Origin of the sequence: Dyella humicola, assembly GCF_026283945.1 — a bacterium.
GTDB classification, from domain to species: domain Bacteria; phylum Pseudomonadota; class Gammaproteobacteria; order Xanthomonadales; family Rhodanobacteraceae; genus Dyella; species Dyella humicola.
The window spans coordinates 203,997-226,991 of the sequence record NZ_JAPDPC010000002.1; the positions used below are offsets into that span (position 1 = coordinate 203,997).

At 62.2% G+C, this 22,995-nt stretch carries 26 protein-coding genes; 18 read left to right on the top strand and 8 right to left on the bottom strand.

What is annotated here, in order from left to right:
* Positions 1 to 129: 129 nt before the first annotated feature.
* From OUZ30_RS15625 to OUZ30_RS15645, 6 genes are all read left to right on the top strand, one after another.
* Entirely contained in the window at positions 130 to 510 is a 381-nt protein-coding gene (locus tag OUZ30_RS15625) for a hypothetical protein (protein ID WP_266183358.1), read from the top strand.
* 88 nt (positions 511 to 598) lie between these two features.
* Positions 599 to 1,051, top strand: a complete 453-nt coding sequence (locus tag OUZ30_RS15630) for a hypothetical protein (RefSeq protein WP_266183359.1) — start codon at positions 599 to 601, stop codon at positions 1,049 to 1,051.
* A 101-nt stretch (positions 1,052 to 1,152) separates the two neighbouring features.
* Complete coding sequence (locus tag OUZ30_RS15635) at positions 1,153 to 1,449, top strand: hypothetical protein (protein WP_266183360.1); 297 nt, start codon at positions 1,153 to 1,155, stop codon at positions 1,447 to 1,449.
* Between the two features lie 545 nt (positions 1,450 to 1,994).
* Entirely contained in the window at positions 1,995 to 2,300 is a 306-nt protein-coding gene (locus OUZ30_RS15640; RefSeq protein WP_266183361.1) for a hypothetical protein, read from the top strand.
* Between the two features lie 341 nt (positions 2,301 to 2,641).
* Entirely contained in the window at positions 2,642 to 2,875 is a 234-nt protein-coding gene (locus tag OUZ30_RS20465; RefSeq protein ID WP_425601530.1) for a HEAT repeat domain-containing protein, read from the top strand.
* A gap of 110 nt (positions 2,876 to 2,985) precedes the next feature.
* A complete protein-coding gene (locus OUZ30_RS15645) occupies positions 2,986 to 3,378 on the top strand; it encodes a hypothetical protein (protein ID WP_266183362.1) in 393 nt (130 codons plus the stop codon).
* Between the two features lie 88 nt (positions 3,379 to 3,466).
* On the opposite strand, the gene OUZ30_RS15650 is transcribed toward OUZ30_RS15645, so the two are convergent.
* Positions 3,467 to 3,910 (bottom strand): hypothetical protein, encoded by a 444-nt coding sequence (locus tag OUZ30_RS15650; RefSeq protein WP_266183363.1) that lies wholly within the window; start codon positions 3,908 to 3,910, stop codon positions 3,467 to 3,469.
* A gap of 286 nt (positions 3,911 to 4,196) precedes the next feature.
* On the opposite strand from OUZ30_RS15650, the gene OUZ30_RS15655 reads away from it, so the two are divergent.
* From OUZ30_RS15655 to OUZ30_RS15665, 3 genes are all read left to right on the top strand, one after another.
* Entirely contained in the window at positions 4,197 to 4,415 is a 219-nt protein-coding gene (locus OUZ30_RS15655) for a helix-turn-helix transcriptional regulator (RefSeq protein ID WP_266183364.1), read from the top strand.
* A 313-nt stretch (positions 4,416 to 4,728) separates the two neighbouring features.
* Positions 4,729 to 5,649, top strand: coding sequence for a toprim domain-containing protein (locus tag OUZ30_RS15660; protein ID WP_266183365.1), 921 nt, complete (start codon positions 4,729 to 4,731; stop codon positions 5,647 to 5,649).
* The gene (locus tag OUZ30_RS15665; protein ID WP_266183366.1) at positions 5,630 to 7,495 is read left to right on the top strand and encodes a DUF927 domain-containing protein; all 1,866 of its coding nucleotides are present in this window, start codon (positions 5,630 to 5,632) and stop codon (positions 7,493 to 7,495) included. Before OUZ30_RS15660 ends, OUZ30_RS15665 begins: the two co-directional genes overlap by 20 nt.
* A gap of 154 nt (positions 7,496 to 7,649) precedes the next feature.
* On the opposite strand, the gene OUZ30_RS15670 is transcribed toward OUZ30_RS15665, so the two are convergent.
* Positions 7,650 to 7,901 carry a hypothetical protein gene (locus OUZ30_RS15670; protein ID WP_266183367.1) on the bottom strand — a complete coding sequence of 84 codons (252 nt, stop codon included), beginning with the start codon at positions 7,899 to 7,901 and terminating at the stop codon, positions 7,650 to 7,652.
* A gap of 34 nt (positions 7,902 to 7,935) precedes the next feature.
* Here OUZ30_RS15670 and OUZ30_RS15675 point away from each other — a divergent pair, with 34 nt between their 5' ends.
* Positions 7,936 to 8,106 carry a hypothetical protein gene (locus OUZ30_RS15675; RefSeq protein WP_266183368.1) on the top strand — a complete coding sequence of 57 codons (171 nt, stop codon included), beginning with the start codon at positions 7,936 to 7,938 and terminating at the stop codon, positions 8,104 to 8,106.
* Positions 8,107 to 8,140: 34 nt separating this feature from the next.
* Here the strand turns inward: OUZ30_RS15675 and OUZ30_RS15680 are convergent, their stop codons facing one another.
* Positions 8,141 to 9,457 carry a metal-dependent hydrolase family protein gene (locus tag OUZ30_RS15680; RefSeq protein ID WP_266183369.1) on the bottom strand — a complete coding sequence of 439 codons (1,317 nt, stop codon included), beginning with the start codon at positions 9,455 to 9,457 and terminating at the stop codon, positions 8,141 to 8,143.
* Positions 9,458 to 9,972: 515 nt separating this feature from the next.
* Here OUZ30_RS15680 and OUZ30_RS15685 point away from each other — a divergent pair.
* Genes OUZ30_RS15685 through OUZ30_RS15705 form a run of 5 tightly spaced genes read left to right on the top strand, consistent with a single transcriptional unit; the run spans position 9,973 to position 13,731 of the window.
* Positions 9,973 to 10,383 carry a rhodanese-like domain-containing protein gene (locus OUZ30_RS15685; RefSeq protein WP_266183370.1) on the top strand — a complete coding sequence of 137 codons (411 nt, stop codon included), beginning with the start codon at positions 9,973 to 9,975 and terminating at the stop codon, positions 10,381 to 10,383.
* Positions 10,384 to 10,392: 9 nt separating this feature from the next.
* The gene (gene rocF, locus OUZ30_RS15690; protein WP_266183371.1) at positions 10,393 to 11,307 is read left to right on the top strand and encodes an arginase; all 915 of its coding nucleotides are present in this window, start codon (positions 10,393 to 10,395) and stop codon (positions 11,305 to 11,307) included.
* A gap of 35 nt (positions 11,308 to 11,342) precedes the next feature.
* On the top strand, positions 11,343 to 12,704 hold the full coding sequence (locus OUZ30_RS15695) for a tryptophan--tRNA ligase (RefSeq protein ID WP_266183372.1): 1,362 nt from the start codon (positions 11,343 to 11,345) through the stop codon (positions 12,702 to 12,704).
* A 38-nt stretch (positions 12,705 to 12,742) separates the two neighbouring features.
* A complete protein-coding gene (locus OUZ30_RS15700) occupies positions 12,743 to 13,072 on the top strand; it encodes a hypothetical protein (RefSeq protein WP_266183373.1) in 330 nt (109 codons plus the stop codon).
* A 17-nt stretch (positions 13,073 to 13,089) separates the two neighbouring features.
* On the top strand, positions 13,090 to 13,731 hold the full coding sequence (locus tag OUZ30_RS15705; RefSeq protein ID WP_266183374.1) for a DUF6348 family protein: 642 nt from the start codon (positions 13,090 to 13,092) through the stop codon (positions 13,729 to 13,731).
* A gap of 77 nt (positions 13,732 to 13,808) precedes the next feature.
* Here the strand turns inward: OUZ30_RS15705 and OUZ30_RS15710 are convergent, their stop codons facing one another.
* The 4 genes from OUZ30_RS15710 to pdhA form a co-directional block, all read right to left on the bottom strand.
* Positions 13,809 to 14,192 (bottom strand): VOC family protein, encoded by a 384-nt coding sequence (locus OUZ30_RS15710; RefSeq protein WP_266183375.1) that lies wholly within the window; start codon positions 14,190 to 14,192, stop codon positions 13,809 to 13,811.
* 177 nt (positions 14,193 to 14,369) lie between these two features.
* Positions 14,370 to 15,752, bottom strand: coding sequence for a dihydrolipoamide acetyltransferase family protein (locus OUZ30_RS15715; protein WP_266183376.1), 1,383 nt, complete (start codon positions 15,750 to 15,752; stop codon positions 14,370 to 14,372).
* Between the two features lie 133 nt (positions 15,753 to 15,885).
* Complete coding sequence (locus OUZ30_RS15720) at positions 15,886 to 16,866, bottom strand: alpha-ketoacid dehydrogenase subunit beta (RefSeq protein WP_266149848.1); 981 nt, start codon at positions 16,864 to 16,866, stop codon at positions 15,886 to 15,888.
* A 3-nt stretch (positions 16,867 to 16,869) separates the two neighbouring features.
* Positions 16,870 to 17,955 (bottom strand): pyruvate dehydrogenase (acetyl-transferring) E1 component subunit alpha, encoded by a 1,086-nt coding sequence (gene pdhA / locus OUZ30_RS15725; RefSeq protein ID WP_266149847.1) that lies wholly within the window; start codon positions 17,953 to 17,955, stop codon positions 16,870 to 16,872.
* A 210-nt stretch (positions 17,956 to 18,165) separates the two neighbouring features.
* Here pdhA and OUZ30_RS15730 point away from each other — a divergent pair, with 210 nt between their 5' ends.
* From OUZ30_RS15730 to OUZ30_RS15740, 3 genes are all read left to right on the top strand, one after another.
* Positions 18,166 to 19,014, top strand: coding sequence for a tryptophan 2,3-dioxygenase (locus OUZ30_RS15730; RefSeq protein WP_266183377.1), 849 nt, complete (start codon positions 18,166 to 18,168; stop codon positions 19,012 to 19,014).
* Positions 19,015 to 19,123: 109 nt separating this feature from the next.
* A complete protein-coding gene (locus OUZ30_RS15735) occupies positions 19,124 to 20,632 on the top strand; it encodes a peptide MFS transporter (RefSeq protein WP_266183378.1) in 1,509 nt (502 codons plus the stop codon).
* 192 nt (positions 20,633 to 20,824) lie between these two features.
* On the top strand, positions 20,825 to 22,414 hold the full coding sequence (locus OUZ30_RS15740; protein ID WP_266183379.1) for a peptide MFS transporter: 1,590 nt from the start codon (positions 20,825 to 20,827) through the stop codon (positions 22,412 to 22,414).
* 42 nt (positions 22,415 to 22,456) lie between these two features.
* Here OUZ30_RS15740 and OUZ30_RS15745 read toward each other — a convergent pair whose 3' ends face one another.
* The gene (locus tag OUZ30_RS15745; RefSeq protein WP_266149843.1) at positions 22,457 to 22,945 is read right to left on the bottom strand and encodes a MarR family winged helix-turn-helix transcriptional regulator; all 489 of its coding nucleotides are present in this window, start codon (positions 22,943 to 22,945) and stop codon (positions 22,457 to 22,459) included.
* Positions 22,946 to 22,995: the final 50 nt, after the last annotated feature.

Genomic DNA, 22,995 nt, shown 5'->3' on the forward strand with positions numbered 1-22,995 from the left:
GCTGTCGACCCAAAGCAGACATAATCTGGCAGGAACTCGGCTAAGGGCGCAGGGGACGCTATGCAGGATCTGAGGCTCGGATGGGAACCCGAAAATCTCACGCCACTCAATGAGATTGAGGAGCGCCTCATGGCCGACACAAAGGGCCGTGGCGGAATAACGATCATGAAGAATGGCACCCTGCTGTCACTGACGGCCGGGGTGGACGACGTCGACGATGCGCGCAAGGCCATGCATGAAGCACGCTTCCTGATTGACTTCCGTGTTGTCCCTTTGAAGGAGGGCGGCTACATGGTCGCCTTTCACAAAGCCGTAGCTGTGTTCGTAGGAGAGGACGAGTACCGCAGCATCGAGTCTGAAGTCGTGGCTCGGCAGGACGAACTGAGGTTCCCCGGGGAACATTTCTTCGTGCCTCCTGATGCCTCTCGTCAGGACCATCTGGTCGGCCTTTACGCCCGGGGAAAGCTGCAGCGGGATGCTCAAAGCTTCGCGTTTCACAAGAAGATTTGAAGCGCCGTAAGGTCCGCTACCGACCCGGAGCGGACATGACCTTCAAGCTGAAGTCGTGTTACGAAGTAGTACGCCGGAGGAGCACGTAGTGGCTAAGGATGAGATGGGGATGGCTTCAGGGTATGTCAGCTGGCTCAGTGATGGCGCTAATGAGTTTCCCGTCTTCGTCCCTTCTGGTGATACGGATATGGTCACCATGGGAATTGGTGCGCTAACTAGCACCAGGGGCAACGAAGTTATCGTTTCGCAGTTGAATGTAGACGAGCTCCGTGGAGATGCGCGGAGTCGCGGCCTCTTTGAGGCCAGAATGAACAAATTGCTGGGCCGCGATGACCTCAAAGTGGTCCCATTGCTGCGCGCCGAAGAAGGCTCGCCCGGCACCGGCCTTAGCTTTCAAGAATTTAGGGCGCGATGGAAGCCACCCGTTTTGTTTTACGGCAGCATCTACGCGGACGACAAAGAGGCAACGGTAGTGCGAGACATGTCGATCGAGGAATACCAAGCCCAGGGCGGCGCCATCTCTTGGCTTAGAACTAGGTGAAGTGGCTAGCCGAGTGGTTAAGCTAAGGTCCGCTTGCGACCCAGAGCGGACATCTCCGACTCAGTCCAGGAACGCCACATTGTCTAGCTATGGGAGAAGCCATGTTCGCGAAACTCACCGGCGTGTGGGGTGCGTCAAGTAGCGACGGATTCACCGTGATTCGTTGCGGCAGCCCAGTGACAGAGTTCTGTATCGAATACTCGCGAGGTGGGCGAACTTTGCGCCATGCTTTAGAAAACCTTGCACCCGGCTCTGTCCAGCCAGTATTTGTGGATCGCATTGGACCATGGCTACCACCCCATGCCGACGTAGAGCTGGACCATAGCGAGCGTCGCAAAATTGCTGAGCACATGGTGGCGGCTATGCAATTTCTTGGCGATAAATTCGTGGTTGTATAGAGTGTGCCGTGGTCGTCTGAAATGTCCGCTACCGACCCATTGCGGACATAGCTGTTGATGGTCGGAATGCATTTTCTTAGGGGGAGACTTCGATGTTTAGGGCTCGCGCGACCATCGCGATCTGCGTGGTTGGACTGTTCATTGGCTGGGCAAGTCAGGCAAGTGCTGCGAAGCAATTGGATACTCAGACAGCGATGCTCAGAGTGACGCTTTCGGCCCTTAATCTGGACAACCCCGGCCAGGACGTGAAGGCACATGTAGCAGCGGGTGACTTCCGGCCCGTTGGCATCAACGGGTATACATGTAGCGTTCCAGGCCCTGACGGAAATAATCCTCCGCCAAGGGTTGGCGTTCGATGCCTGGATGGAACCTCGGATGCTCCGGAAAGTGCTGAGCATCAGCACCTCATCGATGTTGCCACTGCGTACGTCTTGGCTTACAACCGGATCCTAAAAAGCGAAATTGGTCAAAAGTGAGAAGGTCCGCTTCCGACCCATAGCGGACCTTTCCGCTGCTAGGTTTTCGCCAACAAGATAGGGGTGGTGATGGACTATGTAGAGAGCGTGCTCGCCAAATCGGTCGTCGTTCACTGCGAGTCCGAACGGCTACGTGAGGCGCTCGGCGGAACGGCGATGCCCGGCACAGAGTCCGTTGCTATCGCTTATGCGGGAAAGTCGGAGCTGGCTAGCCTTTTGACTTCCCTGCAATTGCTGAAGGTGCCGTTCGTGTCCGCAGGCCCCAACCCGCCTGCGGATGTTTTCGAGCTTCTGGCGTCCGAGGGACTTGTTGCTGGTTCGGTTGACCACGTCTTCTGGCGAGGACCAGGCGAGCCCATTGTCGAGCGCCTGTAAGCTCCGCACAGATTTAGTCCGCTTCCGACCCGAAGCAGACAGTTCACGTTATAGGAAGAAAGATGCGGCCGATCGCGAGCGCGCTTACATTCGTAGGTTTGTCGATTGCCAGCATTTGCTGGCATTCGTGCATATACGCGGCGTCGCCACCATTTTCCTTAGGCGTGAGAAACCAGGACGCCCAGGTCCAGGACTCGCATGTTGAGCAGGTACTTACTCTCATAAGGCATGAGCCGGCTAGGAAGAGGCGCATCCAGTACGCCCAGGACCTGGCGCTCTGGGCAGCAGGACCTGTGGCTCGATCCGTTTCGGATAGTGACATTGATGCGCTGGCAATCTTGATGCGTGACCAGGATGACGCAATACGGGGATGGATTGCGGGTGCGCTTGGACAGCTTGGACCGCGCGCCAAGCGTGCGGTGCCGGCGCTGGTAAAAGCCCTTGAGGATCGCCCCTGTGAAAACGCACCGGCGGTTTCTGCTAGCGCCATCCGCCTCGCGATCCGACGAATAGGTGAGCCTGTGCCGAATATTCCATGCATCGACCCCTTTGGAAGTTACGAGTCAGGCCAATAGGATGAAACAAGCCAGTGTCCGCTTCCGACCCACAGCGGACATCTAGTGCAATCACAGGAAGCTAGAAGGACCTAATGCAAAAGCTAAGCTTGGCGGACGCATGTCCGACTATGGCCTACGAGATTCACCTGACGGACGGTGGGCCCTATAAAAGCAACCGGTCTTTGATCGTGAGCTTTTCCGGACGCTACCGCGATGGCTCCGCAGGAGACCCAAATGCGGCCTTCATGAAGGGCATCGTAGGCCTTGCTTCCGGCATCTGGTGGCATAAAAGCCTGGTTATCGACATATCGAAGCTGAGCTACGAATGGGGCGACATGATTGAGGTCGCCCTTGATCCGCCGGGAAGCAGGCCAATCGCTATCGTGGTCGGTTCTGCCTGTGCCGGCGCGCTAGCGACGCTCTGGTTTGGCTTGGACACTGAGAGGCAGGCAACAGAGCAGCCAGGGGTGTTTGACCAACTGGACGCCGCCCTGGCATATCTGAAGCAAGATCGCACGTAAGTGAAAAGGTCCGCTCCCGACCCACAGCCGACCTTTCGGTTGGCCTAAATTGGGTACAGCAGCAAGGTGCCCAACACCAGCACGTTGCTCAAAACGTACCGGAACGCTGTTCAGTCATCACCGCAATCCGCAGCAAGCGGTCGACGTTAGCAGACGAGTCTGGCCGATCGTCTTTGGTAGCTCGGTCGAGTGCGTCCAGGTCGGCGAGCACAGTTCGAGCACGGCCGCCGGTGGATGGTTTGACGGCGCGAACGATGGGCGTCCGCTGCTTGCGCCGACGTTCTTCGGCCTGCTTGCGGCCTTCGTCGCGGACGTAGGCCAGCAAGTCGTCGCGTCGCAATACGGTGTGCTTCTGATTCAGTACGACGGCCGGGACAGCGCCTTCGTCCATCCGCTCTTTCATTGAGTCATAGCCGAGCCGAAGCAGCGCGGCGGCTTCTTTGATGTCGAGCGTTTCGCCGAAGGTGCGAGGCGTCGTGTTGTCTGTCATTGCATTCGTCCGGTCGTGTGAATTCGCGTGAAAAGCGGACATCCCCACCGAGGGAGCGCACACAAGGCTTGCTTAGAGTTGGCTTGCTCGCGGCTAGGCGACACCATTAAGACGCAAGACATGTGCGGAAATCCCCACCGAGGGATTCGCGTTTGGCGTCCATGATCATCGCCTTGCTTTGGGCTGTGCGGCACCATTAAGACGCAATGTACGGGCGGAAGTCCCCAGTGAGGGAAGCAAGCCCCGACGTGTCTAATGTTCGTGTCGCCCCGTCCAAGGGCCGCCGTAGCGACTTGCTACGGCGATACCTATCTAAGGCGATACCAAAGTGGAATCCAAGCTCAAAAATATCCGCATTCTCCGGTTGAACGACGTTTGCGAAACAACCGGTTTGTCCCGCTCCCAGACATATCGGCTTGAGGCTGATGGGCGCTTCCCTCGCCGTATCAAGCTAGGCGTATCCGCGTCGGGCTGGATCGAGTCGGAAGTACAAAGTTGGGTCGCCGAACGCATCGCAGCCTCGCGTGGTGTCGGGGTGGCGGCATGAGTCGGTCAGGTCACGTGGAAGACCTGCCCCGTAATTGGCAACTGCGTTTGCCGGAGCCGGCCGACTACTACGGGTCACGTGTGCCGGGGTTATGTGGCACCAGCCTCCGCGATACATGCCGTCAAGGATATGCGCAAGGGCATTGTCCTTTTTGCGGGACCGGTCACCGGTGCTTTTCCGTGCGCCTGTACGGTCGCCCCAGCAGCTGGAGCTGCCTGGCGTGCGATAGGCGCGGTGACATGGTGGATTTCCATCAGCGACAGACAGGCCTGGGCCATCGGAATGCCGTGCTCGCCTTGATGGAGCTTCGCCGTTGATCCACGGCGATATTCAACAAGGCGTTCTGACGGCAATGCACCGCGCGGGCGTCGACGTAGCCGAGCCTGAGCGCCTTCGGCTGGACGGTGTTCTTTGCCGTTTCAGCACTAGCGATCGCGACCGCTCCCGGCGCAAACGGAACGGGTGGGCCGTTGTATTTACGGACGGCTCCCGCCCAGTGGTGGCCTTCGGTGACTGGGCGAAAGACCTAAAGGAAACCATGGTGCTTGGTGGCGATGGCGCACTAACACCTGGCGAGCGTGAGTGCCTGCGAATCGCGATTGAGCAAGCGAAAGTCTCGCGCGCGTCCGAGCTGCGAGCCAAGCAGGCGGCAGCCTCACGCTTGGCGAATGAGCAATGGACGCAGGCAACCCCTGCGTCTGAGCATCACCCATACCTCATGCGCAAAGGGATTGACGCGTCAGGGTTGCGGGATCGCTCGGGCTTTCTGCTTGTTCCATTGCGCGACGGGACCGGAAAAGTTCACAACGTGCAGCGCATCAGAGCTGATGGGGAAAAGCGTTTCCTACGTGACGGCCGAGTGTCTGGCCTGTACGCCACCATCGGCAGCGCTGGCGACCATTTGCTGATTTGCGAGGGCTGGGCAACCGGCAAAACGTTATACGCGGCAACAGGGCTTCCCGTAGCTGTGGCTTTTTCTGCGGGCAATCTAATTGCCGTCGCTCAAGTGCTGCGCAGCAAATATCCGTCCATTCGCATCACGGTGTGCGCCGACAATGATGCGAAACCAGATGGCAGCAACCCCGGTGTTAAGGCGGCAACCGCCGCTGCTGCTGCAGTGAGCGGCTTCCTAGCAGTTCCTCCCATCCCCGGCGACTTCAATGACCTTTACGCCGCGCATAGCGGCAATCCAGAAATCATCGAGGCATTACCCAGTGATCCAGTCACAAACTAGTAGTCAATCCGCGCATACGCACAAACGCAAGCCTCCGAACTTTCTAAGCAGCAGCGCAACCGTTGATCTGCCATCCATTACCGAAATCATCGACCTTTCCCTGGCGGCCCCCTCTCTCAAGCCCGCCGGCACGCGCTTCGAAGTAACCATTGGCCGAAAGGGCTATAAGGACGGCGTGCACTGGATCGATTGCAAAAACGAACAGGACGGCACTGATGTCGATCAGGCACCGACTTGGATTTGCTCACCCCTGCATATCGGCGCTCTCACCCGAGATGAAACAGGTAGCGAATGGGGTCGCCTCTTGGTGTTCGACGATCGCGACCGTCGGCGTCATCAATGGGCTATGCCTTGCTCAATGCTGGCGACGGACGGTGCTGATCTTCGCGCGGAACTACTGCGACAGGGTCTCGACATATCGAGCGCGTCGAGGGCGCGAAAGCTCCTGAACGACTACATACAGCAGGCCAGCCCTAAGGTGACGGCGAGGTGTGTCACGCGCACCGGCTGGCACGGCGATGCATTCGTTCTCCCCAAGGAGACCTACGGCGCCCCGCAGGCCGAGCCCATCATCTTTCAGACGACGGCACCTGACTCCGTCGCTCTCGGGAGGAGCGGCACGCTAGATGGCTGGCGTTCCCATGTGGCCGCCCCGTGCGCCGGTAACTCGCGGCTGTTGCTCGCGCTTTCCACAGGGTTCGCCGGTCCCTGTCTTGGACTGCTGAACAGCGAAGGCGGAGGCGTGCACCTGCGTGGCGGATCAAGCCTTGGCAAAACAACTGCCGTGCTTGTCGCGTCATCGATCTTTGGTCCGCCCGAATTCATGCGCACCTGGCGACAAACAGACAATGCGCTGGAAGGAACGGCTTCACTCCATTCCGATCTGATGCTGCCCTTGGATGAAATCGGCCAACTCGACCCCAGCAAGGCCGGTGCAGTGGCTTACATGCTCGCCAACGGGCAAGGAAAAGGTCGTTCCGCCCGCGACGGCAGCGCTCGCGCCATCGCAAAGTTTCAATTGATCTTCCTTTCGTCTGGCGAGATCAGCCTTGGCGATCTGGTTACCGAGTCGGGAGGCAAGCGGCGTGCAGGACAAGAAGTCCGCGTAATTGATATGGCGGCGGATGCGGGTGCCGGTTTCGGTATGTTTGAAAGGTTACCCGCAGGGTTGAGCGCTGGCGAATTCGCGGATCAACTAAAGACCGCGGCGCGCGCGCATTTTGGACACGCGCTCCCGGCTCTGCTTCAGGCTGTAACGGCAAACCCTGAGGTGGCAAGGGCCAAGCTGCGAGCGATTCGCGACAGCCTTGCTAACGAGCTTGCTGGGCGTCAGGCAGACGGACAGGTGCGGCGTGTCGCTCAGCGGTTTGCACTGATCGGCGCGGCAGGTGAGCTGGCGACAAGTTACGGGCTCACGGACTGGCCTGAGGGCGAAGCAGCCGCAGCTGCGAAGAAGTGCTTCGCAAATTGGCAAGAGGCGCGCGGCACCAATGGAAACTCGGAACCCGAGGCACTCCTATCTCAGGTTCGCGCATTCTTTGAAGCGCATGGCGAAAGCCGATTCGAGCCCGAGGGACGCCAGAGCGAGAAGTTACTTATTCGCGAACGTGCGGGTTTCCGTCGCAAAGGCGATGACGAACATGCTGTGGAGTATCTGGTTTTCCCCGAGGCGTTTAAGCAGATCATCGAGGGACACAACCAGAAATGGGCTATCGACGTGCTTATCAAGGCCGACTGGCTCAAGCCTGGCAAGGATTGCGCGCCCCAGAGCATTCGGGTCGACGGCTTAGGTAAGCGCGCTCGCCTCTATGTTTTCGACGGGGGCGCTGTGCACGCAGGTGACTGATGGAACGTGGAACGTTTTGCCCGCGGCAGCCGGAACGCGAAGCGTCGAGCCACAAATGGCTTAGTGGTGCGGTTTGCCGGGCATTGGAACGCCGGAACGTCCGGAACGTCGTATGGGTATAAAGAAGTCGGGAGCCGACCAGCTCCTGACTTCTTTATTTTCTCAGCAAGGTCGGCTGGTCGGGCACATAAACCTTGCCGTCCTTGTCCATCTTCCATGGACTCGAATACTGGTTCTCGTCGACTAGCACCGGATCGGCATCTTGCTGGATTCGCTGACGCTCGCCGCGACGATAGGCACGATGCCACAGCGCTTTGTCCTGTGCCTCGGACACGGCGGAAGTTATTCCATGGATGGGCGTTTTCTTCTTGCTGCGGGCCATGGCACCGATAATATCAATCGGCAAGCAGCTCGTGTCTGGGGGTATTTTTGGGGGTATCATGCATATACCGATTGAATTTAATGCAGTAAATTCAAGTGGTTTGGGTCATTTTTACATGCCTGCTGCCGGCACCAAATGGGCATCCAGCCCTATCCAATTCAGGCCAGAAACCCCAGTAATACTGGCGGTTCTGGCCTTTTTTGTGGCTGATGCTGATGGACCTTGTTAGCCCTATGCCCTTGGCCGGGGAGGCGCGTGAGGTTCTACGGGTGCTGCCCCAGCGTGTTCTTGAAGATCTTGCCGTCCTTCATGATCACCACGAAGTTCTTCGCCGGGTCGGCGACGAGCTTGATGTTGGCGATCGGATCGCCGTCGACCAGCAGCAGATCAGCGAGCGCACCCTCCTCGACGACGCCCAGCTTGCCCCGGTAGGGACTGCGCTCGCCCGATAGTGCGAGCAGTTCGCCGTTGGTGCCGGTGGCCATGGCCAGCGCCTCGGCCGGCGTGTACCACTTGGTGAGACTTGCCAGCAGCGCACCTTGGCGCCTGGCCAGATCAGGTGAGAACAGGACGTCGGAGCCAAAGGCGGTCTTGAGGTGATATTTCTTTGCGAGCTCGTAGGCGCGATCCGTGCCCTTCATCACCTCCAGCGCCTTCTCGCGTTCGTCGGAGCCGGGCGGGAAGATTTGCTCCATTCCGTCCGGAAACGGCTGGATGCTGAGCCAGGTGCCCTTTTCGGCCATCAGCTTCGCGGTGGCCTCGTCCATTAACTGCCCGTGCTCGATGCACTGGGCGCCTGCATTGACGGCGCGCTGCATCGCCAGCGGCGTGTACGCATGCGCGGTGACGTAGGTGCCTCGGTCTTTCGCCACCTGCACTGCGGCGCTCAGCTCGGCCGGCGTGAACGTGATGACGTCGATCGGGCTGTGTGGCGACGACACGCCACCGCTCGCCGTAAGCTTGATCTGCGAAGCCCCAAGCAGCATTTGCTCGCGGGCACGCCGCGTCACCTCGTCGGGCGAATCGGTGACCTTGGCCGCGCCGAGTTCCTCCATGCGCGCCAAAGGCATTCCTTCGATCCGCGGCACCTCGAACAACTGGCGGAAATCACCGTGGCCGCCGGTGACCGTGAGTATGGCCCCCGACGGAAAGATGCGCGGACCCACCACTAAACCGTCATCGATGGCGCGCTTCAGGGAGAAGGCCGGGCCGCCCAGGTCGCGTACGGTGGTGAAGCCACGCATCAGCGTATCGGTGGCCTCGGCGGCAGCAAGCAGCGTGGTGTAGCCGAGGTCGGCAGTCAGCGCCTGCGCGGGCGACGGCCGCACCAACATGGCATGCCAGTGCGCATCGATCAGCCCCGGCATCAGCGTGCGACCACCGCCGTCGATGACCGTGGCGCCCTTGGTGGCCTCGGCCGGGAGGGGCGCGGTCGAGATCTTCTCGATCCGGTTGCCGCGCACGAGCACATTCGATGGCCCCGTGAGCGACGCACTCTTGCCGTCAAAGACGCGCACGTTGTCGAACAGCACGGTCGCGGGTTGCACCGCCTGTGCGGCAACCGGCGCGACCAGGCTCACGGCGAGCGCAAGGACCGACGTCAGGAAACGTCCGGTGCGGGCGGTCCCGTGTTGCAGCGAAGCTGTATTCATGAAGCAACTCTCCTTAGTTAGGAAGGAACTCAACTTCGGGCTCTACAGGGAATCGCGTAGCTGAATTTGGCGCGCATTAGCCCGGATATCTCACCAGGGGCGTCGGCGTAACCACGGTTATCCTCATGAATCTGCGACGGAGGGGCATCAGGATTGAGGCTTGGCGGGCAAGTTGAGCTAGTGCTCGTCGTTGCCGCGTCAACGGACAGACGAGCCTTTTGGAGGCTGGCTACGCCCTGCGTGGGCGGCGCCCCAGTGGGCTGACTAATCGGTGCGGCCGGGTAGAATGACGGTGTTTGCCGTGCCGGCGAGCTGGGGTTACTGGCGCGTTATGACGGTAACTTTGGTGGTAACCATGCGAATGGTTATCTGATAAAAGTAGAGAAATCACTGTATTGCAGCTAACTTTGTACTCCTGCTGCCGCACCATTCGAGGATCCCCCATGCGCAATGCGTCCTTGGCCGCCCTACTCATGCTGGCGGGGGCGAACGTGGCTATGGCGATGGACGCCCCGCTCGCAGCCGACCAGCTGCTGGCGCAGCAACAGACGGGGCAAACGCCCTTGCTGCTCGATGTGCGTCACACGGATGAATTCCGCGACGGCCATATTGCGGGTGCGCTGAATATCCCGGTGGAGGAGCTGGCCAGTCGCGCCGGCGCCCTGGGTGTGCCGCGCGATCGCGAAATCGTGGTGTACTGCGTGTCCGGGCGGCGTGCCGCGCGTGCGCAGGAAACCTTGCTGGGCCTGGGGTTCACCCATGTGCGCCAGCTCGAAGGCAGCCTCGATGGATGGCGGCAACGTCATCTTCCGCTGGTGCGCGAGAGCGCTGCCGATTCAATCCCTCTTCACTGACGAGACTTCATGCGCAACAAGGCACTATCCCTGATTGGTGTTCCCACCGACATCGGCGCTGGACATCGTGGCGCCTCGATGGGCCCGGAGGCGCTGCGCGTGGCCAACCTGGCCAGCAAGCTGGAGCGGCGCGGTTTCGAGGTGATCGATCACGGCAATCTGCAGGGGCCGGTCAATCCCTGGCAGCCGCCGCAGGACGGTTATCGCCATCTGCCCCAGGTCGTCGCGTGGAATGAGGCGGTGCATACGGCCGTCTATACCGAGCTGACAGATGGGCGGGTGCCGGTCATGCTGGGTGGCGACCATTGCCTGGCCATCGGCTCGATCAGCGCCGTGGCGCGCTATTGCCGCGAGCAGGGTAAGAAACTTCGCGTGCTCTGGCTCGATGCGCATGCCGACTTCAACACGGCTGACGTCACGCCCTCGGGCAATATCCATGGCATGCCGGTGGCTTGCCTGTGCGGCAACGGGCCCAAGGCACTGGTCGAAGTCGGCGGGCATGTGCCCGCCACCACGCCGGATGTGTTTCGCCAGATCGGCATCCGCTCGGTGGACGAGGGCGAGAAGCGACTGGTGCGCGAGGCACAGGTCAGTATCTTCGACATGCGTCGCATCGACGAAGTGGGCATGAAGCGTACGATGGAAGAGGCGCTCGCCGATGTGGATGAGAACACGCATCTGCACGTGAGTTTCGATGTCGACTTCCTCGATCCGACCATTGCGCCTGGCGTGGGTACGACCGTGCGAGGTGGCCCGAATTATCGCGAGGCGCAGCTGTGCATGGAGATGATTGCCGACACCGGTCGCGTGAGTTCACTGGATATCGTCGAACTCAATCCGGCCTTCGACAAGCGCAATCAGACGGCAAGGCTGGCGGTGGATCTGGTCGAATCGCTGTTCGGCAAGTCCACCCTGATCCGTTAACGCTCTGTCACGACAACAAGCATAAAGAAGCGCACATGAAGACCCGCGTACTCACTGGTATCACCACCACCGGCACACCGCATCTGGGCAACTACGTCGGTGCCATCCGCCCGGCGGTGGCCGCCAGCCTGCGTGACGACGTCGACGCGTTCTACTTCATGGCCGACTATCACGCACTGATCAAGAGTGACAACGCGGCCCGCATCGAGCGTTCGCGCCTGGAGATTGCCGCCACCTGGCTGGCCGCCGGCCTCGATCCGCAGAAGGTCACGTTCTATCGCCAGTCTGATATTCCGGAAATCCCGGAACTGACCTGGTTCCTCACCTGCGTCACGGCCAAGGGCCTGCTCAATCGCGCGCACGCCTACAAGGCCGCCGTCGACAAGAACAGCGCGGCAGGCGAGGACGCCGACGCCGGCGTCACCGCGGGCCTGTACATGTATCCGGTGCTGATGGCCGCCGACATCCTCGCCTTCAACGCCAACAAGGTACCGGTGGGGCGCGACCAGATTCAGCACGTCGAGATGACGCGCGATATCGCGCAGCGCTTCAATCACATCTATGGTCGCGAGTTTTTCGCGCTGCCGGACGTGGTCATCGAAGAGCAGGTGGCGACGTTGCCGGGTCTGGACGGCCGCAAGATGTCCAAGAGTTACGACAACACCATTCCGCTATTCGCTGGCGGTCAGAAGCATTTGCGTGACACGATCATGCGTATCGTCACCGACTCGCGCCTTCCCGGCGAGGCGAAGGACCCGGACAACTCCGCGCTCTTCACCATTTTTCGCGCGTTCGCCAGCGAAGCCGAGTCGGCGGCGTTCCGCCAGGCCCTGGTCGACGGGATCGGTTGGGGCGAGGCCAAGCAGGTGTTGTTCGAGCGCATTGAAGTGGATGTCGCGCCCATGCGCGAGAGCTACGATGCGTTGATTGCGCGTCCCGCGGTGATCGAAGAGATTTTGCACGAAGGTGCGAAAAAAGCGCGGGCGATCGCAGCCCCCAAGATTGCCGAGCTGCGCGATGCGATTGGCCTGCGCTCGGGTAGCGTGGCCGCGCCGCAGGCAGCGTCCAAGGCCGCAGCCAAGACGGGCAAATTGCCGCGCTTCGCCAGTTTTCGTGATGGCGATGGTAGCTTCCGTTTCCGCCTGTTCTCCGCCGATGGCGAAGAGTTGCTGCTGTCGAAATCGTTTGCCGATCCCAAGTCGGCTGGCGCGTTGCAGAAGCGCATCAAGGAACTGGGTGCGGTCTCGGCCGTGCTGCAGGCACAACCGAGGGCGCTGGCGTTGGAATTGGATGGCGAACATGTGGCCACAACGCCGACCTACGGCGACGAACAGACGCGGGACGAAGCCCTCGCGCGTTTGCGTGGGGCACTGGATCAGCTCGCTGCACAGGATTGAGTGCGGTGAGCGCTGGCGCTTACGGAGTGACCTGACTTATGCGTTTTCTCGCCATCCTGTTGTTGGCGCCTTGGCTGCTCATCCTCGGTTGGGCTTATTGGGCCTACCCCAAGAGTTTGCCGCGCACGCGCGCACGTCGCAGCTTTGACGTGGCCGCCTTGCTGCTGGCCGCCTTCGCTGCGGTGCAGTGCGACATCGTGGCTTTTGATACGGCAAGCGTGCCCGCCGTTGGTGAATACGGCCCTTCAAGCGGTGCCATCTGGCAGCAGGTATTGCCGGCTCTTTATGGTTACGGTGCCTGTGTGCTGGTGTTGGTGTTGGCGATCATCATCCGCCATCTTCTCTGGCGTCCCCGCGCCCGCTCATAGAAACGACGAGAATTCCCATGGACGACGCAACGCTGCAACGCTATCTGCTTCGCCTGTTCGAGCGGCATGACGTAGAGCTGGAACCCGACGAAGAGTGGCTGATGACAGACGGCGATTTTCCGGCCGTCCGGGCTCTCTGGCACGAGGGCTCGGCAGGCGAGCCCGGACGTCTGGACGTCGATATCGTGATCAGCGAGGACCGCCACATCGAAGAGAGTTTCGCCGGCGTGGGTGTTGGCGAGGACGCTTGCCGCAACGCGCTGGAAACGTTCGAGCGTAGCGTGTTCCATGTCGTGCTGGCGGCATGCTGGTATGTCACCGACGATCGCCGGATGCAGCTGCAGAGCTGGGACATCGGCGTACGCACGTGGGACGCGTTCATCGGCCCGCTGGTGTCGAGTCGCGATGGCGTTGAGGCGCCAAGCGAGCTCGTGCCGGCGTTGCACAGCGCATTGCAGAACGAATCACTCAGCCCGGAGCTGCACTGGGTGCGCCTGTTCCACCGTCGTGCCGAAGACGGCCAGGTGAGCGCCGAAGCGCTGCTCGACAATGAGCCGTGGCCGGCCGGCGACCGTCTGTTGGCGTCCTTGGCATGGCCGGCAGCGGGTGCCGGCTACAGTGTTCGCGGCTTTGTTGCGTTGGATGTCCGCGATTATTGAGGTCGTGCTTCAACCCTATTCCCGCTCGCACCATGCGATGGATGCCTGGTGTGGTGCGATGGGCGGGTGCCAGCGGATCATTCCCACCGATTGAGGTGCGGGCCGAAGCGTTCCCGCTGCTGGCGGATCACACAAAAGCGATGACCGCTGGGCGCCTGCATGACCCACCAGCGGTCGCGCACGCAGGCCACGCGACTGGCGCCGAGTTTTTCAAGTCGCTCGACTTCGGCCGCCAGATCATCCGTCTCGATATCCAGGTGCACGCGGCTGTCGTGCTCGACGCGCTGTAGCAGGATGATCGGCTCATCATCAGCCGTTGCCAGCTCCGCATAACGCCCGTCGCCATCCTGGTCGAGCGTGACGATGGACTTGCCGAGCGCGTGGCTCCAGAACGTGGTGGCCGCCGCGAGGTCGTCGGTCTGGCAGTCGATCACGATCGTGCACAGCCTGCTGTGGTGCATGGCATGCTCCTCTGCGGGTGTCGATGACATCCATATAACTGTCCCGCTGTAGAGATGTCGTCAATCGACGCGCGTGGGCGCGAGGCGCGCGACCGGAATCGTCATCGATCCATGCATCGGCCGATGCATAAAAAAAGCCCCGGCATGGACCGGGGCTTCTCATCACGCTGTTGCTGCTTAGTTCGGCAGGCCCAGATCGTCGATCATGGCCTTGAGGAAGCGCGCGGCTTCGCCACCGGTCACGGCGCGGTGATCAAACGTCACCGACAGCGGCATGCGGCGATGCACTTCGATGCCGCCCATCACGGCCACCACGTCGTGGCTCAGCTTGCCGGCGCCAATGATGGCGACGGTCGGCGGCACTACCACTGGCGTGGCGTAGCGACCGGCGAACATGCCGAAGTTCGACAGGCTGATGGTGTAGCCGGACAGTTCCGAAGCCGGAATGCTGCGGTCTTCCACCTGCGAACGCAGGCGCTTGATCGCGGCACGCACGCCGGCGCCGTCCAGCACGTCGGCATTGCGCAGTGCCGGCACGAACAGGCCGTCGTCGGTATCCACGGCGATGCCGATGTCCACGTGCGGATGCAGGGTGCGCGTGAGGTTCTTGCCGTCGAACCAGGCATTCATCGCAGGCACCGCCTTGCAGGCGGCCACGATGGCGCGGATCAGGCGGGCGGTGATGTCCTGCTTGCCGATCCAGGCATGCAGGTCGGCGTCGTCGACGATGGAGGTCGGCACTACGTTGGCGTGGGCTTCGGCCATCACGCGCGCCATGTTGCGACGAACGCCCTTCAGCTGCTCGGGCTGGCCGCTGGCATGCACGCTCGGCGGTGCCGTGCGCACGGGCTTGCCGGCCAGCGAGGTGGCCGTACGGGCCGGCTCAGGCTGGGGCAGTTCGGGGGCCAGGTGGCGGCCGGCGGAAGCAGGCACAGCGCGAGCCGGTGCGCCGCCGAGGGCGGCCGTGCCATTGGCGGCAGCGTTCTTCACGTCCTGCAGGGTCACCACGCCATCGGCGCCGGTGGGGCGCACGCGGCTGAGGTCGACCTTGAGCTTCTTGGCCAGGGCGCGCACGGCCGGCACGGCCTTGACGCCACCGACGCTGCTGGCCTGTTCGACGTGCACGTGGCTGCCGCTGATCATGGCGCCGACCACGGTGCCTTCGTCTTCGCGCTCCGGCTTGTCTTCGGCGTCGATTTCGCCGCCTTCGTCGGAGGCGACGACCTTGTGCGCGTCAGCGGTGGCGCTGCCCACGCCCTTCTTCGGGCCGTGGTGGTGGCCGGTCGATTCGGCTTCGGCGCGCTGCTTGGCATTCGGGTCGGGCTCGAACTCGGCCAGCGCCGAGCCGGTTTCGATGATGTCGCCGGCCGCGCCGTGCAGCTTGGTGACCTTGCCGGTGTACGGCGACGGCACGTCGACGACGGCCTTGGCCGTTTCCATCGAGCACAGCGGTGCGTCGAGCTTGATGTAGTCGCCTTCCTTCACATGCCACTCGACGATGGTGGCGTCGGGCAGGCCCTCGCCGAGGTCGGGCAGATAGAACGTCTTGATGTCGGCCATGATCGGAGTTCCGAAAGTTTTGGGGTATTCGTTGCTGGACTCCCTCCCCTGCGTGCAGCAGGGAAGGGTGGGGGAGGGGTAGAGCCATCCCCTCCCGACCTCCCCCTGCAAGCAAGGAGAGGGGCTTGATCCGTTAGCTGGCGGCCAGCGTGCGCTTGGCGGCAGCCACCACGCGCTCGGTGCTCGGCAGGTACTTCATTTCCAGGCGGAACAGCGGGATATGCGTGTCGAAGCCGGTCACGCGCTCGACCGGGGCGAGCAGGTCGTACATGCATTCCTCAGCCAGGCGGGCGGCGATTTCGGCACCGAAACCGGCGGTCTTCGGTGCCTCGTGCACGATCACGCAGCGGCCGGTCTTCTGCACCGACTCGGCGATGGTGTCGAAGTCCAGCGGCGTCAGCGTGGCGACGTCGATCACTTCGGCGCTGATGCCATCGGCGGCGAGTTCATCGGCGGCTTCCAGCGCTTCCTTCACCTGGGCGCCCCAGGTCACGATGGTGACGTCGGTGCCGTCGCGCAGCACGAAGCAGACGTCGAGCGGCAGGGCCTCGCCGTCATCCGGCACTTCTTCCTTGTACTGACGGTAGATGCGCTTGGGCTCGAAGAACATCACCGGATCCGGATCGCGGATCGCGGCGAGCAGCAGGCCATAGGCGCGTGCCGGCGACGACGGCATCACCACGCGCAGGCCCGGGATGTTGGTGAACAGGTGCTCGTTCGCCTCGGAGTGATGCTCCGGCGCGCGGATACCGCCGCCCCACGGTGCACGCCACACGGCCGGCACGGTGATGCGGCCGCGCGTGCGGTTGCGCAGGCGGGCGGCGTGGCAGGCGATCTGCTCCATCATCGGATAGATGAAGCCTTCGAACTGCGCTTCGGCCACCGGCTTCATGCCCTGGGCGGCGAGGCCTACGGTGACGCCGGCAATGGTGGTTTCGTCCAGCGGCGTGTCGAGCACGCGCAGCTCGCCGAACTTTTCCTGCAGGCCCTGGGTGGCGCGGAACACGCCGCCGTTGACGCCCACGTCCTCACCGAGCACGACGACGCTGTCGTCATGGGCCATTTCATAGGCCAGCGCCTGGGTGACGGCTTCGATAAGAGTGATTTGTGCCATGACTCAGTGACCCTTGTTCTCAAGCGAAAGGACGTAATCGCGCTGCTTGGCGAGATCGGCAGGAACTTCGGCGAAGGTGTAGTCGAACATCGCCGTGACCGGCTGCGTCTTGGTCTCGAGGTAGGCATTCACCTCGTTGTCCATCCACTCGTCGCACTCGGCCTTCCAGGCCTCTTCCTTGGCGTCGTCCCACACGCCCTTGGCCACCAGCCAGTTGCGCAGGCGCTTCATCGGCTCCTTGGCCCAGGCGTCCTTCACTTCGTCTTCGCCGCGGTAGCGGCGGGCGTCATCGGCGGTGGTGTGGTCGGACAGGCGATAGGTCACCAGCTCGACCACCGAACCGCCCTGACCGGCGCGTGCACGCTCGATCGCGTCGCCCATCGCCTTGCGCACGGCAATGATGTCGTTGCCGTCGACCTGGATGCAGTACAGGCCCGCAGCGATGCCCTTCTGCGCCAGCGTCGGCGCGCCGGACTGGATCTTGCGCGGCACCGAGATGGCCCACTGGTTGTTCACGATGGCCGCCACCAGCGGCAGGTTCTGCGCGCCGGCGATGTTGATGGCGCCGTAGAAGTCGCCCTTGGACGAACCACCGTCACCGATCGTGCACACGGCCACGCGCGGCTCGTTGCGGATCTTGAACGCCAGCGCGGAACCGGCGGCATGCAGGCACTGCGTGGCGATCGGCACCGACCAGGCAAAGTCGTGGCGTGCAGGTTCCTTCTGGTAGTCGTTGCCGCGCTCGTCGCCGCCCCAGTACATGTAGACCTCGCGCGGCTGCACGCCGCGGTACAGCTGCGCGCCGTACTCGCGGTAGCTGGGGGCGAACACGTCTTCCGGGCGCATGGCGCTGCCGATGCCGACGTGGGCCGCTTCGTGGCCCAGGCAGCTGGCATAGGTGCCGAGCTTGCCGGTACGCTGCAAGGCGACCGACTTGGCGTCGAACACGCGGGTCGACAACATCAGTTTGTACAGCTCGACCATGTGGTCGAGGTCTTTGGCAAATTCAGGCAGATCGTCACGGACCTGTTTGCCTTCGGCATCGAGATACTGCAGGTATTCGATTTCAAACTTGGCGGCGATGGACACGACTCGCTCCCGGAGTGAGTAATGGTAGGAATTGGGTGTAGGGAGGCGGTGACCCATCCAGTGGGGTCAGGCTCGCGTAAGGCCCTGACAAGACCGCATTTGATAACAGGGGCGTATGTTGCGCTGCAAGGTACAGCGCAGCATTCGCGGCGGTACGGAGGGGGCTTTCACAGCGGTTAACATGCGTCTTTTGCCGCTAACAGGAAGGCCATGACCGAGAACCAGCGCGACCTTGAGGCCGGTATCGAACTCGACCTGAACGGGCGACTGACCTATGGCGGCTATCTGCGACTGGATGCCCTGCTGTCGGCCCAGCGTCCGCTGAGCAACCCGCCGCATCACGACGAAATGCTGTTCATCGTGCAGCACCAGGTGGCCGAGCTGTGGATGAAGCTGCTGATCCATGAGCTGAAGGCCGCGCTGGCGCATCTGCGCGCCGACGACATGGATACCTGCCTGAAGATCCTGGCGCGGGTGAAGCAGGTGCAGCGCCAGTTGTTCGAGCAGTGGGCGGTGCTGGAAACGTTGACGCCGTCGGAATACCTGGAATTTCGCGGTGTTCTGGGTGCCTCGTCGGGCTTCCAGTCGCTGCAGTATCGGCAGATCGAGTTCATGCTCGGCAACAAGAACGCGCAGATGCTGCAGGTGTTCGCCTATGACGCCGCGGCGCAGGCCGAGCTGCGCGGCGTGCTCGAGGCACCGAGCCTCTACGACGAATTCCTGCGCTATCTCAAGCGCCGGGGGCATGAGGTGCCGGCCGCCTTGATCGAGCGGGACTGGACGCAGCCTTATCAACGGCATGAGGCCTTGTTGCCGGTGTTGAAGCGCATTTACGAGAACCGCTCCGAGTTCTGGCCGGAATACCACATGTGCGAACAGCTGGTGGACGTGGAGGAGAGTTTCCAGCTCTGGCGTTTCCGCCATATGAAAACCGTGGAGCGAATCATCGGGAACCGACGCGGCACGGGTGGCTCCTCTGGCGTGGCGTTCCTGAAGAAGGCCCTGGAGCTGGAGTTCTTTCCCGAGTTGCTGGATGTACGTACCGAGCTCAGCAGCTGATCCGTGCTGGCGCACCAAGGCTTTGACAGGCTGGCGCAGGCGCAGGCGCCGGCCCGTGACCATACCGGTCGGCACGCGTCGTGCCGATCTGAACCCAACGGGGCAATGAATGAGCGACACCACCACGACCGCCGCTTCAACGGTGCCTGACTATCCGCAAATGCTTGGTCATCCACGGCCGTTGTGGATGCTGTTCATGACCGAATTCTGGGAGCGCTTTGCGTTCTACAGCGTCAGTTGGGCGCTGGCCTTGTACATCGTGGCCCACTTCTTTCATGGCGATCCCGCCGGCGAAGCCTGGGCCAGCAAGATCTACGGCGCGTATACGGCATTGATCTATGCCACCAGCATCTTCGGCGGCTATATCGCTGACAAGATCATTGGCTACCAGCGCTCGATCCTGCTCGGCGCCCTGGTGATGGCGGCGGGCCTGTTCGTGGTGATGCTGCCGAGCAAGGAATTGTTCCTGTTCGGATTGTCGATGGTGATCGTGGGCAACGGCTTGTTCAAGCCGAATATCTCCACCATGGTCGGCCAGCTCTACGGGCCCAAGGACGATCGCCGCGACCGCGGTTTCATCCTGTTCTACATGGGCATCAACGGTGGCGCCTTGCTGGCGCCCCTGCTGACCGGCTGGCTGGCCAGCTATTTCACCGACACCCCGATGCAGCAGAACTACCGCCTGGTGTTCGGCGCGGCCGGCGTCGGCATGGTGCTGAGCCTGTTCTGGTTCTGGTTCGGCCGGCGCGGCCTGGGCGGGGTGGGACGGCCGGCGCCGGAAGCCGCCAGCCGCATGCGCGTGGTGTGGGTGCTGCTGGGCCTGATGGCGGCGGTGCCGCTGATCTATCTGCTGCTGGCCTTTGTCGGCGCCAATGGCCTGCAATGGCTGCTGGGCCTGCTGTTTGTCGGCGTGGCGGCGATGCTGATCGTCGAGGCGATGCGCCACGATCGCGTGCAGCTGCACCGGGTGCTGGCGATGCTGATCATCTTCGCCTTCAACATCCTGTTCTGGATGTTCTATTTCCAGTTGGGTACGTCGTTCAACTTCCTGGCGGCGAACATGGTCGACCGGCGCATGTTCGGCGGCTGGGAATTCCCGATCGGCTGGTTCCAGTCGGTCAGCCCGCTGGCGATCATCGTGCTGGCGCCGCTGGTCACCCAGGTCTGGTCGTTCCTGGCGCGGCGCCATCAGGAGCCGTCGATTCCGCGCAAGTTTGGCCTCGGCCTGGTGTTCAACGGCCTGGGCTTCACGGCGTTGATGTTTGCCTTGTCGCGGTTGGTCGATGGCCATGGACTGATTCCGTTCTGGCCGCTGACGCTGTGCTACGTGCTGCAAACCGTGGGCGAGCTGTGCCTGTCGCCAATCGGCTTGTCGATGGTGACCAAGCTGGCGCCGCCGCGCCTGACCGGCGTGGCCATGGGCGGCTGGTTCCTGTCGCTGGCGGTGGGCGGCAACCTGTCGGGCCTGCTGGCCGGCCGCATCAGCGGCGAGAGCGGCATGACCGCCGCTTCCGCGCTGAGCGGTTTCACCTTCAGCTTCTGGCTGCTGGCCGGTGCCGGTGTGTTCCTGTTGTTGATCTCGCCGCTGATCAACCGGCTGATGCACGGCGTACGCTGAGTCGACCGGTGGGGCAGCGTTGGCGCCGCCTCACCGCGTTTCCCGCGACAGCCAAGGCTTTGCGCGGAGTCCCGCTGGGATCGTAAAATGTTGCGGTGCATTTGACGGGTTCGATAGCTGCCGGTTACATCTCTCCGTCGGCAACCATCCGGTCCGCACCCGACGTGCCGGCTCGTACCCATAGGGGAAGGCATGAGCGACACCCTCACCACCGCACCGCGTGTGCCTGATTACCCGCAGACCCTGGGTCACCCGCGGCCCCTGTGGATGTTGTTCATGACCGAGTTCTGGGAACGCTTTGCGTTCTACGGCATTCGCTGGGCGCTGGTGCTCTACATCGTGGCGCAATTCTTCGGCGGTGACGCCGCCGGCCAGGCGCCGGCCAGCCGCACCTATGGCGCGTATCTGGCCCTGGTCTATGCGGCGGCGATCTTCGGCGGCTACATCGCCGATCGGGTGCTGGGTTACCAGCGTTCGATCCTGCTCGGCGCGGCCGTGATGATGGCCGGCCTGTTTGCCATCGCAATACCCAACCAGCAGGTGTTCGAGTTCGGGCTGGCCACCATCATCGCCGGCAACGGTTTGTTCAAACCGAATATCTCGACCATGGTGGGCCAGCTCTATGGCGTGGCCGACGGTCGCCGCGACAGCGGCTTCACCATCTTCTACATGGGCATCAATCTGGGTGCGATGATTTCGCCGGTGATTACCCAGTATTTGGCCGAATCGGTGTTTGGCACCCAGGGCATGCCTAGCTACAAGTACGTGTTCATCGCCTCCGGCGTGGGCATGCTGATCAGCCTGGTGTGGTTCTGGATCGGCCGGCGCGGCCTGAAGGACGTGGGCCTGCCGCCGCCGGGCGGCGAAAGCCCAATGCGCGTGGTTTACGTGCTGATCGGCGTGGTGGTGACGGTGCCGGTGGTGTACTTCCTGATGGGCGGCGGTTTTTCCACCCTGGTGACAAAGGCGCTGCTGAGCTTCGGCGCCATTCATCCCGTGCTGGTCAATGGCGCGGTGGACTACGAGAAGACGCTCGCCGCGGCCACCGTGCTGGCCTGGGTGCTAGGCGCGCTGTTCGCCGGCTTGTCGCTGCTCCTGTTGATCGAGGGCATTCGCGAGGGCAGGGTGCAGCGCGACAAGGTGATCGCGATGCTGATCATCTTTGTCTTCAACGTGCTGTTCTGGATGTTCTTCGAGCAGGCCGGCAGTTCCTTCACCTTCCTCGCCGACCAGATCGTCAATCGCCAGCTGGGCAGCTTCACCTTCCCCAATGCCTGGTTCCAGTCGGTGAACTCCATCGCAATCATCGCGCTGGCGCCGCTGATTGCCTGGATCTGGGTGGCCATGGGCCGTCGCAATCCGTCGATCCCGCGCAAGTTCGGCCTCGGCCTGATCTTCAACGGCCTGGCATTCCTGCTGCTGATGTTCGCGCTGTCCAGCCTGGTCAGCGAGGCCGGCAAGATTCCGTTCTGGACCCTGTTCATGGTCTACGTGATCCAGTCGGTCGGCGAGTTGTGCCTGTCGCCGATCGGCCTGTCCATGGTCACCAAGCTGGCCCCGGTGCGCCTGGTCGGCTTCGGCATGGGCGGCTGGTTCCTGTCCACCGGCATCGGCAACAACCTGTCCGGCATCTTTGCGGGCCATGTCAGCGGCGAAAGCGGCATGACCGTGCAGTCCGCGCTTGCCGGCTATACCTTCGGCTTCTGGTCGCTGCTGGGAGCGGGCGCGCTGCTGTTCCTTGTCGCGCCGTTGATCAACCGCCTGATGCATGGCGTGAAGTAAGCGACGGAAGGGGAGGGGGAGGAATGCTTCCCCCTCGGTTCCTTACGGCTGATCGACAGGCTGTAGCTTGTCGAGGATGCGCATGAGCCAGTCACGCTCCTCGGCATCCAGCTTGGCCAGCAGCTCGCGCTCCCTGGCCCGCGCCATCGGCGCCACCTCATCATGAACCTGCCAGCCGGCCTCGCTGAGGCCGAGCACGGAACGGCGCTTGTCGCCGTCGTGGGTGCCGCGGTTGACCCGGCCCGATTCCACCAAGCGCGCCAGGGCACGGCTGACAGCCACTTTATCCATCAGCGTACGCTCGGCGACCTCGCGCGCTGACAGGCCATCGAAGCGCGCCAACACGGCCATCACGCGCCATTCCGTCATGCTCAGGTCAAAGCGGCGCTGATACTCGTCGGCGATGCCTTGGCTGACGGCATTGGACAGGATCGAGAGCCGGTACGGCAGGAAGTGCTCGAGTTCGAGTGGCGCATGGTCGGGACGGGTTTCAACGGGCACTGCTGCAACGCTCCTTGCAAATGGTTTCATATGTAACTATAACGTTCATCTTATACGGATGGTCGCACGCTTGGGCGTAG